The following is a 13,333-nucleotide window of genomic DNA, read 5'->3' as shown; positions in this document are numbered from 1 at the left end:
CCCATGTACCCGTTGACGGTGCAAGGGGTCGAGGATCTGGCGAAGGACCTCGCTTCCGGGTAACTCGCCCGCCCACCCGATTCTGGATACTAGATGCTAGATCCTGGATCCGCCCTCCCACCCCTTGACATTGTCGGAGGGGAATCTATGTTTTTGATGCATCCAGCATCCAGCATCCAGCATCCAGCAACTTGGCCGCTCAGCCGACAGCCAGGCAATCATTTGATCAATCAAACAGGATTCCGCTATCATGTCTCGGAAAACGCACCTGTTATGCGAATATTGGTTCTGCAGAGTCGGTTCGCCATGGATCCCATGCTCGAGCATGAGCGCCGATGCATCGCTGCGACCACCGGTCGGGCCGATCACGAACTCAATTACATCAACGCGGTCGAGGCCGTACCCGAGCCCGAAGTCGTCACCGAATTCGATGCAGTCATCATCGGCGGATCGGGCGACTTTTCGGTCGTGGAACGGGATCAGCCTTTTCTCGATCCGACGATCGCGCTGTTGCAGCGACTGGTCGACGTCGGCTTACCGATCTTCGGATGCTGCTACGGCTTTCAGCTTCTTGTCGAGGCTCTCGGTGGGAAGGTGGTCCGCGACGCCGAGAACGCGGAGATCGGTTCGTACGAAGTCGAACTCACCGAGGCCGGCGTCGGGGATCCGCTATTCGGACAGCTGCCCGAGGCGTTCGTGGCGCAGATGGGACATTTCGATCGTGCAGAGACACTTCCGAACGGAGTCCAGAATCTCGCCACCAGCGCCCTGTGCACGTATCAGGCGATGCGTGTGCCCGAAAAACCGATCTGGGCGACTCAGTTCCACCCGGAACTCGACCAGCGGGGAAACCGGGATCGATGTCTGGCCTACATCAAGGAGTTCGGCAACATCGACGGTTACGAGGCGCTGCCGAGCCCGGAGGCGCTGACCATCCTGCCCAAATTCCTCCATTTGATTGCCTCGAACGATTTCTGAGAAGACATGCAGGTAGAATGGCCGAGAATCGAAGGGAGGCCCGAATGCGGGTGACCGCGCTGATCGAAAATGGTGCTCTCGAAGGCCGGGAAGATCTCCAGCCGGAGTGGGGTCTTTCGCTGTTCGTCGAGCTGAACGGCAACAAGATTCTCTTCGACACGGGTGCTTCAGGGGCATTCGCCGCCAACGCAGAGAAGTTGGGTGTCGAGATATCGGACGTCGATCTCGCTGTCGTGTCGCACCATCATTTCGACCATGGGGGTGGTCTCGCACGGTTCTTCGAGCTCAATCGGAAGGCGCCGGTCTTTCTCCGTGAAGGACCACGCACCAATCGTTATTTCAGGCTCCCCGGGTTGATCAAGAAGCCGATCGGTCTCGATCTGGCTCTGCTCGAGCGGTTCGAAAGCAGGATCGAGTACGTCAGTGAAATGCGGGTCATCTCTCCCGGAGTCTACCTGCTGACGGCAATCGGCTCGGCGCATCCGAGGCCGAAGGGTAACCGCAGGCTCTTCGCAGATTCGAGTGGGACGTTGATCCCGGATCCCTTTGATCACGAGCTGTTGATGGCGGTGCACGAGGACGACGGCATGACGGTCTTCACAGGCTGCTCACACCATGGCGTTCTCAATCTGATTGACGCCGCCAGGGCACAGTTTCCTCACACGCCCGTCAAAGCCGTTTTCGGCGGTTTTCACCTCGTCGGGCTGCCGTTTTTCAATTCGATGGCGGCGAGCCGCAGCGAGGTGCGAGAGATCGGGTGCAAGATGATGGAAAGGGTCGCAGGCACCGTCTACTCCGGTCACTGCACCGGTGAAAAGGCGTTCGGCGTCCTCTCGGAAGTGATGGGTGAGAAGCTGAAAGCGATCTCGACCGGGTCCAGCGTCGAGGTGTAGGCCGCAGCGTTCCTCGCGGTGTCGGATCATCGGGATTGCGAAGACGAGAAAAGGGGAAAAGGAAAAGAAGGCAGGGCGCTGTTCACCTTTTCTCCAATTCCCCTCCGCCCATCTTCTCCTCCGCCCCCTCAGACCGCAATCGCGCAGACGCGGACGCGGATTCCCGCTCTCCTCCAGATCGGCTTCGTACTCAGCGGCTGAACGGATCCGGGGCGAACGAGAAGTCCGAGAAGCCGGTCGCGCGCTCACGCCGTGCCAGGGCTTCGCGTTCCTCGAGATTCGGCAGAACGCCAAGATGTACGAGCTGCTTCCGGTACTCGTAACGGAGCCTCAGTCGATCGGCCGGTTGATCCTCGAGATCGAGGCGCACTCTGCGAACGCGATGATCGACCCGTCGCCCAATTCCGGTGGCCGCAAGGTCGTCAGCGGCGGATCCCTCGAGGGACCGTTTCTCCGACTTGGTGGAAGGCGGTTCGGGACTGGCGGAAGCGCTCTGATCGCGCGAGCGAGAACCCATCAACCGGTCCATAGTCCAGCGTGGCCTGCGTTCGCGGTAAACGACAGCCTCGATGACACCGAGATTCGTCGTGCGGTCGAGCCAGGCCCCGTAGCTCTGCTCCTCGGTCGTGAAGAAAAACCGGCGGGCGTCGGTGCTGCTGACTTGCCATCCGTTGATGATGGTCGATTCATGAGGGCCGAGAACCCACTTGCTCGCTTTGTCGGCCGCGGTGGTCTTTGCGTCGATGGAATTGAGCCCGTCGACGGCGAGCGCGACGGCGATCCGCCGATCGATCAGGTTGGTGAGACGGAGTGCGTATTCGCGGCCTTTGAACGCCTCGATGTACGTCGTACCGCGAGCCGGGTACTCGGTCAGTGGTTGCCCGTCCACCAGGACCTCGATGCGACAGACTCCGGTCTCGAGGGCTTCAACCGGCTGGCATGACGCGAGGGTAGCGACGATCGCGACTCCCGCGCACACGAGCGCGGCCACAGATTCAGATGGGTAGGTCCAGAGTGAGTTCTTCATTTGCATCCCCTTTTCTCCGCCCCGTGTCACCGCAGTGAGAGATCGAAGAGCACGGAAAGTTCCCGGCAGGGCGTCAATTCGGTATCCATGGCCAGGTGTCCAGGGTGTGTTGGTGAACTGGCGAGTGCCTTCGAAGGGTACGCGAAAGGCCCGGTTATTCCTGGTCGCCCAGGCTTTCCGATGTAAACTCGATGTCGGAGATTCACTCACTGTGGGCGAAGGCAACACGAAACCGGGTGGCCGGCAGACTCTCGACGACATCGTCGGCCGGATGGGGGAGACGGACTTCACCATTCGCCACCGGAGGGTGCCCGAGTTTCCCGAGACAGGAGCCCACGTCAGCCCCGAGATGCTGGCTATGATCTCACCCAAGTCGCGGTACGTGAAAAAGTGGAAGCGCCACGCCCGGCGCTGCCTTCGGTGCGCCAACGTCTTCCGCTACTACGGCATCTCGCTCGACTGATTGCAGCCGGATCAGTCGTCGAGCTGTAACTGCTCCTCTAAGGCCACGTCGAACGCCCCGGCGATCATCATTGCCGGGTGGGTCGAGGGCACCTGTTCGCCCCTCTCGATCGTGTTGACCGTCTTCCGGGTCACCTTGACCTATCGGGCCAGCTCCTCCTGGGCCCGGCCGCGCTTGGCCCGGTGCACTTTCTGCGGTTTTCGCAGTGGCCCTCGTCGTGTAAAGTATCCAAAATCCGCGGGACGGAGTGTATGCGAGTCGACCAGGCCATCGAAGATTGCCACCGGTGGGTGAGAGCGCGCGCCGACCAGGGGCAGGCCATGCTCGACGACATCTACCAGCGCCAGCTCGAGGCGGACATCAGGTTCCGGGGCCAACCGATCGCGACGTTTCTGCGGCCCGTCTTCCTGTCGCGTGAGCAGAACGACCTGGTGCGCGGTGCCTCACAGGTCCTGGTCGACTGCGCCGAGCGCATCATCGAGCAGTATATGGTTGACCCGGAGGTGCGCGAGACCATTGGCCTCCCACCTGACGAGGAAGAGTTCGCGTTGCTCGACACCGGCCTGAAGCGCCAAGTTGTGATCGCCCGGCCAGACTCGTTTCTGAACGGAGACAGGCTCGAATTCCTCGAGTTCAACTCCGACAGCCCGGCAGGGGTCGTATGGACCGACCTGCACGAGGAGGTCTTTCTATCGTCTCCGGTATTGAGTGAACACCCGTGGTCGAAAGACCTGGGATCCTGCGATTGCCGCCGCCTTTTGATCGACGGTCTGCTCGGAGCATTTTCGGAATTCGGCCTCGCCCAGAAGCCGGTCGCGGCGATCGTCGACTGGAGTGATGCCGGTGCCTGGCCCGAGTTCGAGGTGGTCCAGCGTTGTTTTCAGGAGAGAGGTGTGCCGGCGGTGGTCATCGATCCCCGCCATTTCGAGCTCCGCGGGGATATCCTCTACGCCGATGGAACAGCGGTCAACCTGATCTATCGACGGGCGATCATTCGGGAGCTGCACGAAAAGCGTGATGAGCCGGGTGTGCGCGACCTTCTGGAAGCCTACCGACGCGGGCTGGTGTGCGTGGTCAATCCCTTCCGGTCCAAGGTCTCCGGCTCCAAGGCATGTCTGGCGCTGCTCTCTGATTCACGATTCGACCGGTTGTTCAATGCCGAGCAAAATGCCGTCAAGCGGGCGCACGTTCCGTGGACCCGGGTTCTTCGCAACGGTAAGGTCGACTTCGAGGGGCGTACACACGATCTCTTCGAGCTCGCAAGGAGCAACAGGGAACGCTTCGTCATCAAGCCTACGAGCGGCTACGGCGGACGCGACGTGATGATCGGGCGAGAGACGGAGCTCCGGGCGTGGGAGGAGAGGCTCGACCACGCGGCACTAAATCCAGGTGAGTGGACAATCCAACGATACGTCGAGATCCCGGAGGAGGACTTCCCGGTCTTCGATCCGCATCTCCGGTTCGAACCACGGAAAGTCAACCTCAATCCCTACCTGTTCGGCGGGCGTTACGCCGGCTCCTTCGTCCGCCTGTCGACCAGCTCGATCATCAATGTCTCAGTCGGAGGAGGGATGGCTCCCTCGTTCGTGCTTCCGGGGTGAGTGGCGTGATGTTCCCCTCGATATTCGGGTTGGTCAGGGCACGTTCACCTCGACCCGGCCGTACACTGCCTGATTGGTGACGAGGTCGAGCACGCCGACGGCCACCGCGTGCCGATCCTGCCGAATCAACATCGGGAAAACGATTGCGTATCGTTGGCCCTCAGCCGTTTGGTATTCTGCCGATGGGATGCGGACCTCGTACTCACGGGGCTCCGGCTGTACCTGGCGACCGCTGGAATCACGAGCCCCGAAGAAGATCTCGAGGTGACCGACCTGGTGGCCCGCCTCTTCCGTCAACGCCACGTCGGCGAGCGGAATTGAAACCCGCATCGGCACACTCCAGAGATCCTTTTTTGCAGGAACAGGGGTGCCTGCGGTAAGGCGCAGCCGATCGTCCCCCTCGGGTTCGACGATTCGTGAAAGCATGCTCGAAACTCGGTCCTGAATTCGAGTCTGGAGGTTTTTCTCCACAAACCGCGTGCGGTGACGGATCTCGTGGTTCGGGTAGCCCGGGAGCATCACCTCGATCTCGTGGACGGTATCCTCAGATCCGGCCGAAATCGTGTAACCGACGGAGTAGTAGCTGAAAAGATCGTCCCGGATGAGTTCAAGGCCTTCGCTCACATCGTTGGTGTTGATGATCGCCAACCCGGCAGTGGTGTCGGCCATGAAGGTCAAGCTGTCCAGCTCGTTTTGACGATGCACCCAGGATGACCTTGCCTCGGGAACGTACTTCGCGTCTACCTCGAAACCCTCCAGCGGCCCCAAGCCGGTGGCGTCGAGCGCGTAGAAACTCACCCCGTATCGGTTTGCCTCTTCAGTCAGTGAGGTGAACTCCGCCGCGAATGTTCCTTCGGCCAGGGATGTATAGATGGTCGGATCGCGAAAAACCTCGGCGAACTGGTGCATGAGCCCGAGCCCCGGCGTCATCGGTAGTCCGTTGGAAACGTAAATTACGGACTTTCGTCCGTCGATGCCTTTCACCACGTCGATGACGCCGTGCAACCTGCTGAGCGAATCCTGCAGGACGTGGGATTCGAACTCCGCAAATGCTCTGATCTCCGCCTTCATCTGTTGTTTCAGGATCAGGAGCTCGGTGTTCTGCTGGATCAGGAGCTCGGTGTTCCGATAGAAGCTGAAGTCCTCTATGAGCACATCCCGACGGATCTCAGCCATTGTTTCCAGAATTCGGCGCCGTTCCCGATCGCGCGTGAAACGCCATCCGGACGCCCTGGAAATTTCCTCCATCGCCGTTCTGACCGGCCGCGGGTCGTCAGTGAATGGCTGCCGGATCTTCAGCTTGGCATCGCTGCTCACTACCATCATCTGAATCGGTGCGGCCAGGTTCTCTTGAACGAATTTGTTCATCCTGATCAGCACGTTGTTGCGCTGCAACGGATTCAGGTTGACGTTGTCGATGTAGAGCACGACGTAGATCGGCCGGAATGTCGTTGGAGAGGTCGCGGGTCGAAGGTCAGGAGCATTCATCTCCGGAGCCGAAGATCCGAGATCTAGAGTCTTGGGCGAAAACACGGCGAAATTTGTGACCTCGACCTCCCGGCCGTCCTGGGTCACTCTGAAATCGTCAGCCGTCAGGCCCTCGACGGGCCGACCCTGCCGGTCGCGAACGTAGACGTCGACGTTGACGACGGTGACTTCGACCTGCTCGCCGAATGTTGGCGTGGCAACCGGTGTTGGTGACTGGGGTGTCGTGCCGACCGCCAGACGTGCCGACTGCACCGCGGCGAGCAGAAACAGGCCGACCTTGCGTGTCGTGAAAAACCCCCGTTTGTCCGTCATGCTTCGCTTCTGTTCTACGCCCTGCCTCCGAGCATGTTTCCGAAACCCGGAGTCGCCGAGCCTCGGGTGATTCGTTCCGAATGATCTCTTCTTCTGGTTGTCAGACCAGAACATCGGACCGGAATGGCCGAACCGTCACAGCGAGAGACCTGCCCGCCTGGTCCGGGTATCCCAGTATCGCCGCGCCCAGGGCGGCCTGGTGTCTGAAACGGATTGCGTGGCGATACGTGCGATCCACGACTCCAGGATCTGATCCGCCTGTAAGAACGCAGATTTGGAATCTGGCATTTCACTCAGCCAGCGTTCCTCCACCTCGTCGCGGTGATCTGCAATCGCTGGAAGCAGGGTTGTCGGGTCGCGCAGGATCGATCGATGAAGCCGTTCGTGGCGCCACCACAGGGAATTCACATCGGCGGTATCCGTCGGCGAGATACCGAGGTCGAGCGCCTCATCGACCTGCACGGGCTTGAAGAGCCCGGTGCAGGGGGCCGACGTCCCGGTGGCCCAGTGCCGGACGGACCCTGGTGACAGCTCGGAGACCCACGACGCGGTGGTGACCGATCCGTGAACCGCACCACCCCCCCCGTGCATGCAGATGGTATCGAGGGCTCCGTTGAACCACGAGTAGCGAGGAGCATCGCGGTCTTCACCGTGGTCTCGAAGGATGCGCATCAGGTCGGCCGGGCCGGTAACGTCGCCGACCAGTGCGCTGGTTCGTGCCTGGCGAGTCCGGCCGCACGCAACGTGGGTCACCAGCCAATCGCTGTGCCGTGAAGCGAATTCTGGAATGGTCAGAGCATTCGAGATCGTCCGCACGCCGTGAACCTGCTCCGTCGCCCACTCGCGGCCGGAGGTCTCGAGGACATATGCGGTGGTCGGATCGGCGATCACATAGCTGTTGTGGTAGCGGAGCTTTCGGGTCTCGTGGTCGCAGCCACCTCCTTGGCCGTGCCGCTCGAGAAGATCGACCATGACCTCGACCGCGCCGAGTGCGGTCGTAGAGCGTTCGAGTGCGAGGCGCAGCAGGTCCATTCCAGTGAGACCGGTTTTCGCAACCGGGCCTCGCGTGAATACCGCTTCGTTTCCAATTACGACGCCGTGCTCGTTGGCGCCCATCTCCGCGCCCCACATCCAGAAAGGGCGGCTCAGGAGGACCGCCGCCGTCTCTTCGACCTGCTGGATCGTGACGTAGGTGCAGCGAAGCGGGGATCCGGGCTGATGGCGAGCTCGGCAATGCCATTCGAGAATCTGCGCCTCGTTGGCGTCGCGGTCCGAGTTCTTGGCGAACAGAACCCGCCTGTCGCCGACGACGACGATCGTGTCACACACGGCGTTTTACCTTGCCGGGTAGCAGGAAGGGGTACTGGCGCCGCCGGATACGCCGTTGCCACGCCCGATCGACGCGACGGAAAAGCTGAAGGAGCTCCCACATCAGCGCGTCCTCGCGGTAGTAGCGGCGAACCTCGGTTTCCGTGACCGCCGGCTCGACGTTCGAGTTCACGACCTCGAGGCCGAGTGAGAGGCGTGCATCCGCACCCTCCTTGATGAGGTTGCCGAGGAGATCGACCAGCACCCCGCGCGGGTCGTAGTACTTGTCGAGGATGGTGTGCAGGAGGAAGCGCCGGACGAGTCCGCGCAGGGCAAAAGGGAGTGAGGCCAGGAAGAGATCGGTGTCGAGGACCTCGTGACCATGGGCATCGCGCATCATGGGGGTCGTCACATCGAAGTACCGTGCCTCGCCGTCGACCACCGCCCAGTTCGACAGCTGGCCGTCAAGCCCGAGGGTCGGACCGACCGCAGACACCACGTGGTCGGCGATCCGGCCGAGGAGTCGACGCGCGCCATTATCGTCCGCGGTCCGAAGCCACTCAGGTGCAAGCGCTTTCGGATCGAGCAGTGGCTGAAGGCACCATGCCGCGATCTGTCCGTTTGCCGCCGGGGTCGTCGCGAGCCGGCTCGGGACGACCTGCAAGCCGGCATGGTCGAGAGCTTCCAGGTAGTTTCCGAAAGCCTCGGTGTACCTCGCGAATCTGGCGTCTGTGTCGAAGAGCGGGAGCCTTTTGGCCGCAAGCCCATCGCCCTCCCTCCGCCACGCCAGGACACACGAGATTTCGCCGTAGCCGAGGACCTCGATAGCGCTCTCGTCGCCGCTCGACAGGGCCTGGTCGACCCTGTTCTCGAGCTCGTCGAGGCCCGGGGGGAGGTCGGCTGTGTTGTTCACCCGAAGGCCGCCCGGATCCGGCCGATCAGCTGGTCGGCCTCGTCGTCAGTGAGAATTAGGGGCGGCAGGAACTGCAATACGCTCGGATCGTTGTTGGCCCAGACGGTGAACACACCCGCCTTGTAGAGTGAGGCGGCGGCGACCATTCCCGCACCGTTCTCCGCGAAAGCGAATCCCATCATGAGACCGCGGCGACGAATTTCGAACGGGAGACCGGCGAGGTCTCGCTGCAGCCGGTCGGAAAGCTCGTTCACCCGATCCAGGAACCCGGGCTCTTCGATGACGTCGAGCACCTCGAGCGCCACCGCGCAGCCGATCTCTGCACCGCCGAAGGTCGAGATGTGGATGTGCGGGTGGGTGTCGAAGAAGGCGAAGAGCTCGCCGGTCATGAGGGTGGCTGCAATCGGGTACAGGCCTCCGCTGAGCCCTTTGCCGCAGACAACAAGGTCTGGCTCGATGCCCTCGTGCTGATAGGCCCACATCGCGCCGGTGCGTCCGAGACCCGTCTGGACCTCGTCGACGATCAGCTTCGTGCCATGCTTCCTGCACAGGGCCTGCACTCCGGCGAAGTAGCCGGGTGCGGCAATCGGCATTCCGAGCGTGGCGGGGATCGGCTCGAGGAGAACCGCCGCGCAGGCGTCATCGACGGCCGCTTCGAGAGCGTCCAGATCGTCGAAGGGCACCTGAACGAAGCCGGGTGGGTTGGGGCCGAAGGGATCACGGAACTCGGGGTCCCCGGCCGCCATCGCGAGACCGGTGTGGCCGTGGTAGCCGCCGCTGGCGGAGACGATGCCCTGGCGTGCTGTCCCGGCACGGGCCATCTTGATGGCGAGGTCGATCGCCTCGCCGCCGCCGACGCCGAAGACGACGCCGGGCAGCCGATCTTGGGTGGTATGAGAGAGCCTTTCAGCGAGCCGGGCTCGCCAACCCGAGACCAGGTGGTGGTTGCCGATGTCGAGCGAGTCGAGAGCGTTGTGCAACGCTGCCACGACCCTGGGATGGCGGTGGCCGAGGTTGAAGACGCCCCCGTTGCAGTGGCAGTTGATGAACGTCTCGTCGGACCAGGCGTCGGTGAAGGTGGCGCCGCCGCGGGCGCCCATCACGACGTCGAGGCCGAGCTGACGGTACATCGCGACCTTGCCGGCGTTGACGTGTCGGGCGAACGCCTCGAAGGTCCTGTCGCGATCACCGTACGGTTGGCGGCTGATGGTCATGAGCGGACCCCCTAACCCGGCCTTCTCACCGGGTGTCTACTGCGGGCGGCGAATGCCAGCGATCTGTCGTGTTTTTCGTAAAACGTGCTCCTCAACGTAGTTCTACTGCGCCTGCGTCGCCCGTTTCGTGAAAAACCCAACATCTCATTACCCTTCGCCGTCCTCGTCACGAAATGCGGTGAGAAGACCGGGCTAACGCTGAGATCACTTGAACCGTAGAACTTCGGCAGCCCGCCGTCAACGGGGGAGGGAGGTACTCGGAGGCACCCTCCGTGAGCCTCGCGACCGGGAATCCTGGTCTCCTGTGGGGAACGCGGGCACGGGCGGTCGGGTTCACGCCTCGAAAAGAAACAGGGCATGGAAGAGGGGTGATCACAGTTGCGAAAATCCAGCTGTTGAAAGATACTGACGGTGAATCGATTCACATAATGCGTCTGTCGAAAACGGAATGCCGGAGGGGAGGCAAGCCATGCGGGTAAAAGTGTGTCTGATGGTTTTGGTGGTTCTGGGCATGAGTGCAGTAGCCGGGGCGCAGATCGTGAACGAAACGCAGTTCTTCCCGGTGGTCGCCCACACGGCGGGCGCGGGTGATCCGCCAACCTCGTGGAGGTCGGATCTGACGGTTCACAATGTGACCGACGGCGTGCTCACCGTTGGGGTCGTGTACTTCCCGTCTGGTGAAGACATCGTCTGGGACGGGACCTATAACGGAACATATGCGGAGACCGTGACTCTCCAGCCACGCGAGACGAAGACCTACGTGGACATCGTCGCCACTCTTTTCGGTGTCACATCCAGCTCGAAGGGTTCGCTGCTCCTCGAGTGTGACGACAGCATCTTTCCGTCCAATCCGGACGGCGCGATGATGGTCGCCCATACCCGCACCTACAACGTGGGCAGCGAAATCGGGACTTTCGGGACCTCGGTGCCGACCGCCCAGTACTCGAGCGCGTTTCTCAACGCTGGCCAGTCGATTTCGTTGATTACCGGTGTCCGGAACGACAGCGACTATCGCTCGAACCTCGGCATCGTAAATTTCTCGTTTGCCGAGGTACCGATCACCGTTCACTACCGGTTCCTGAACGAGGGTGGAGTCGAGATTGCCAGTGGTAGCAAGACCCTCGGCGTAATGAACATGGACCAGTGGTCCTTCAGAAAGCTGGGAGTGCCCAAAACGGTCGATGGGCCGTTGACTGTGGAGCTGTGGCTCGATCCCGACGACATCCCAGGCGATCCGTGCGAGATCGAGGAGGACGATCTGGTCATTTTCATTGCCTACGCCACCAAGGTGGACGGGAATCCGACCGGCTCCGGCGATGGCGAGTTCATCTACGCCACGCCGCTTGGGCAAATAGACTGCGACGAGTGAATTGCCCGAGCTCGATGTTGCGATATCAGAGGTGAAGGAGGCGCGCGGTGATAGAAGGGCGAGGTTTCGACGTGGTGGCGATGGTCCACCTCGTCGTGCTCGCACTGTGGGGCGGAGTCGTCGCGACCGAGGCGGTGATCGAGCTCCTGCCGTTCAGAAGGCGCGAGCTGCATAGCGCCACGATCCGGTTCCACTACTGGATCGATTTGCTGGTCGAGCTACCGCTGGTGATTGCGGTGGTTGCGACTGGGGCGGTGCTGTTTTTCTCTCTCGACCCGATCACACCACTTCACCTGGTCAAGATCGGCTTTGGGGGCGCCGCCGTTGCGATCAACCTCTTCTGCATCGTGGTCGTCGTGAGACGGGGCCGGAAGTTTCTGCGAGAGGGCGACGATGGGCCGTTGTGGCGTGCCTCGCGAAGGGTGCTCATGTGCTTCGCGGTCGGGCTGCTCTGCGCCGCAGGTGCCGCCGTCCTGGGATTCCGGTTGGCCCTCGAACGGATGGGCTAGTTATTGCCTACGAAGGTACTGCCATCGCAAGAGGTACCAGCACGCTCCTGCGCCGGCCAGAATGAGCAGACCCGTGATCGATGTGACCATTCCTTCGGCCGAACCGATCCAGATCGCCCTCGGGTTGACGACGCCACGAGCCATCACGGCGGCCATCGCCTTGTGGTAGCCGATCGCCGAACCCAGGGCGCCGATGATGACCGCGAATCCGCCCCAGAAGAGCAGACCGTCGAGACAGCTCTGAATCACAGCCGCGTCGGAACCGTGGTGGACATGCAGATGCCAAACGGTGCGGAGGAAAATTCCGAAGAGAACCAACACGATCAAAACGAGCGGGAACATGAGCAGTCCGCCCTCCATGAAGACTCTTGCCAGGGACATCATTTCACCTCCATGAAGGTCCGCGCGGCCTTGTCCTCGAGACGGGTAGCCTTTCCCGCGAGCACGAACCACGCGACACCTGCCGCGAGCGCGACCAGAAGCGCGATCGCGATGGTGGACGAAACCTCGAGAACAACTCCTGAGAAGAGTGGCGCCGCCTTTTCCGGATCGGCAGCCATGAGCTTCAGCGTTCGATAGAGCTCGATACCGGCCCCGGCGAAACCGATCACGATGCTTGACGCGCCGAAAAACAGTGGTGCGGCCAGAGCGTTTCGCGTCTCCCTGAGGCTCGCGTGATCGGACTGGCGAACGAACTGGGCGACAACATGCACCACGAGCGCGATGAAGATGACGAGTATCGGCCAGAAGAACACAGTGCGGTGAGCAAATGGCCGCAAACCGTGGTCGAGGACGGAGGTTGCGACGAAGAAAAGAACGATGAGAGCGAGGGCGATGCGCTCCCAAAACGGCTGTACGCGCCGGGCCATCCGGTCGGTCCAGCCGCGGGATTCGGAGTGGATCCGGACGAGCTCGGCCAGCGCCTCGTCGGACATGTCGACCCTCTCCTCGGCGCGAGCCGCTGCCTCTTCCTCGCTCAGACCCTGCTGAACGTAGTGATTGAAGAGCTCGTCGAGGTCGGAAGCGATCTCGACCAGGATCAGGCTTCGAGTGGCCTTGGGCAGCGCGAGACGTTCGCCCGTACGATGTAGGAACGCGTTGAATCGGCTCATGGGTCGCTCCTCCCGATGACTTTGAAGAGAGATTCGAAGTAGTCGGACCATGCACTGCGCAGTCGATGCAAGTGTTCTCGTCCCTTTGCGGTCAGGGAGTACTGACGGCGTTTTCGTTTTCCGGCCGGCTCGGACCACGATCCTTC

At 61.7% G+C, this 13,333-nt stretch carries 14 protein-coding genes; 6 read left to right on the top strand and 8 right to left on the bottom strand.

Going from position 1 to position 13,333, the window contains the following annotated elements; translation table 11 throughout:
• Positions 1-273 precede the first annotated feature (273 nt).
• Complete coding sequence (locus LJE93_10385; protein MCG6949308.1) at positions 274-978, top strand: type 1 glutamine amidotransferase; 705 nt, start codon at positions 274-276, stop codon at positions 976-978.
• A 44-nt stretch (positions 979-1,022) separates the two neighbouring features.
• Entirely contained in the window at positions 1,023-1,871 is an 849-nt protein-coding gene (locus LJE93_10380; GenBank protein ID MCG6949307.1) for an MBL fold metallo-hydrolase, read from the top strand.
• Between the two features lie 190 nt (positions 1,872-2,061).
• On the opposite strand, the gene LJE93_10375 is transcribed toward LJE93_10380, so the two are convergent.
• A complete protein-coding gene (locus tag LJE93_10375) occupies positions 2,062-2,898 on the bottom strand; it encodes a hypothetical protein (protein ID MCG6949306.1) in 837 nt (278 codons plus the stop codon).
• A 112-nt stretch (positions 2,899-3,010) separates the two neighbouring features.
• Here LJE93_10375 and LJE93_10370 point away from each other — a divergent pair, with 112 nt between their 5' ends.
• Complete coding sequence (locus LJE93_10370; protein ID MCG6949305.1) at positions 3,011-3,361, top strand: hypothetical protein; 351 nt, start codon at positions 3,011-3,013, stop codon at positions 3,359-3,361.
• Between the two features lie 11 nt (positions 3,362-3,372).
• Here the strand turns inward: LJE93_10370 and LJE93_10365 are convergent, their stop codons facing one another.
• On the bottom strand, positions 3,373-3,495 hold the full coding sequence (locus tag LJE93_10365) for a transcriptional regulator (GenBank protein ID MCG6949304.1): 123 nt from the start codon (positions 3,493-3,495) through the stop codon (positions 3,373-3,375).
• 117 nt (positions 3,496-3,612) lie between these two features.
• Between LJE93_10365 and LJE93_10360 the strand changes: the two genes are divergently transcribed.
• Positions 3,613-4,962: a circularly permuted type 2 ATP-grasp protein gene (locus LJE93_10360; protein ID MCG6949303.1), complete on the top strand. Its 1,350-nt coding sequence runs from the start codon at positions 3,613-3,615 to the stop codon at positions 4,960-4,962.
• A 33-nt stretch (positions 4,963-4,995) separates the two neighbouring features.
• Here LJE93_10360 and LJE93_10355 read toward each other — a convergent pair whose 3' ends face one another.
• The 4 genes from LJE93_10355 to LJE93_10340 all read right to left on the bottom strand — a co-directional run bounded on the left by LJE93_10355 (position 4,996) and on the right by LJE93_10340 (position 10,197).
• Positions 4,996-6,762 carry a VWA domain-containing protein gene (locus LJE93_10355; protein ID MCG6949302.1) on the bottom strand — a complete coding sequence of 589 codons (1,767 nt, stop codon included), beginning with the start codon at positions 6,760-6,762 and terminating at the stop codon, positions 4,996-4,998.
• Between the two features lie 135 nt (positions 6,763-6,897).
• Positions 6,898-8,091: a C69 family dipeptidase gene (locus tag LJE93_10350; GenBank protein MCG6949301.1), complete on the bottom strand. Its 1,194-nt coding sequence runs from the start codon at positions 8,089-8,091 to the stop codon at positions 6,898-6,900.
• Positions 8,084-8,983, bottom strand: coding sequence for a DUF6206 family protein (locus LJE93_10345; GenBank protein ID MCG6949300.1), 900 nt, complete (start codon positions 8,981-8,983; stop codon positions 8,084-8,086). The genes LJE93_10350 and LJE93_10345 overlap by 8 nt, the downstream gene beginning before the upstream one ends.
• The gene (locus tag LJE93_10340; GenBank protein ID MCG6949299.1) at positions 8,980-10,197 is read right to left on the bottom strand and encodes an aminotransferase class III-fold pyridoxal phosphate-dependent enzyme; all 1,218 of its coding nucleotides are present in this window, start codon (positions 10,195-10,197) and stop codon (positions 8,980-8,982) included. Before LJE93_10340 ends, LJE93_10345 begins: the two co-directional genes overlap by 4 nt.
• A gap of 469 nt (positions 10,198-10,666) precedes the next feature.
• Between LJE93_10340 and LJE93_10335 the strand changes: the two genes are divergently transcribed.
• Positions 10,667-11,566 carry a hypothetical protein gene (locus tag LJE93_10335; GenBank protein ID MCG6949298.1) on the top strand — a complete coding sequence of 300 codons (900 nt, stop codon included), beginning with the start codon at positions 10,667-10,669 and terminating at the stop codon, positions 11,564-11,566.
• A 47-nt stretch (positions 11,567-11,613) separates the two neighbouring features.
• Positions 11,614-12,075 carry a hypothetical protein gene (locus LJE93_10330; GenBank protein MCG6949297.1) on the top strand — a complete coding sequence of 154 codons (462 nt, stop codon included), beginning with the start codon at positions 11,614-11,616 and terminating at the stop codon, positions 12,073-12,075.
• Here the strand turns inward: LJE93_10330 and LJE93_10325 are convergent, their stop codons facing one another.
• Both LJE93_10325 and LJE93_10320 read right to left on the bottom strand, forming a co-directional pair.
• Positions 12,076-12,456 (bottom strand): hypothetical protein, encoded by a 381-nt coding sequence (locus LJE93_10325; GenBank protein ID MCG6949296.1) that lies wholly within the window; start codon positions 12,454-12,456, stop codon positions 12,076-12,078.
• The gene (locus LJE93_10320; GenBank protein MCG6949295.1) at positions 12,456-13,187 is read right to left on the bottom strand and encodes a hypothetical protein; all 732 of its coding nucleotides are present in this window, start codon (positions 13,185-13,187) and stop codon (positions 12,456-12,458) included. Before LJE93_10320 ends, LJE93_10325 begins: the two co-directional genes overlap by 1 nt.
• Between the last annotated feature and the right edge of the window lie 146 nt (positions 13,188-13,333).

This window comes from Acidobacteriota bacterium (genome assembly GCA_022340665.1).
Classification (GTDB): Bacteria; Acidobacteriota; Thermoanaerobaculia; order Thermoanaerobaculales; family Sulfomarinibacteraceae; genus Sulfomarinibacter.
This window is presented reverse-complemented; position numbering and strand designations above follow the sequence as displayed.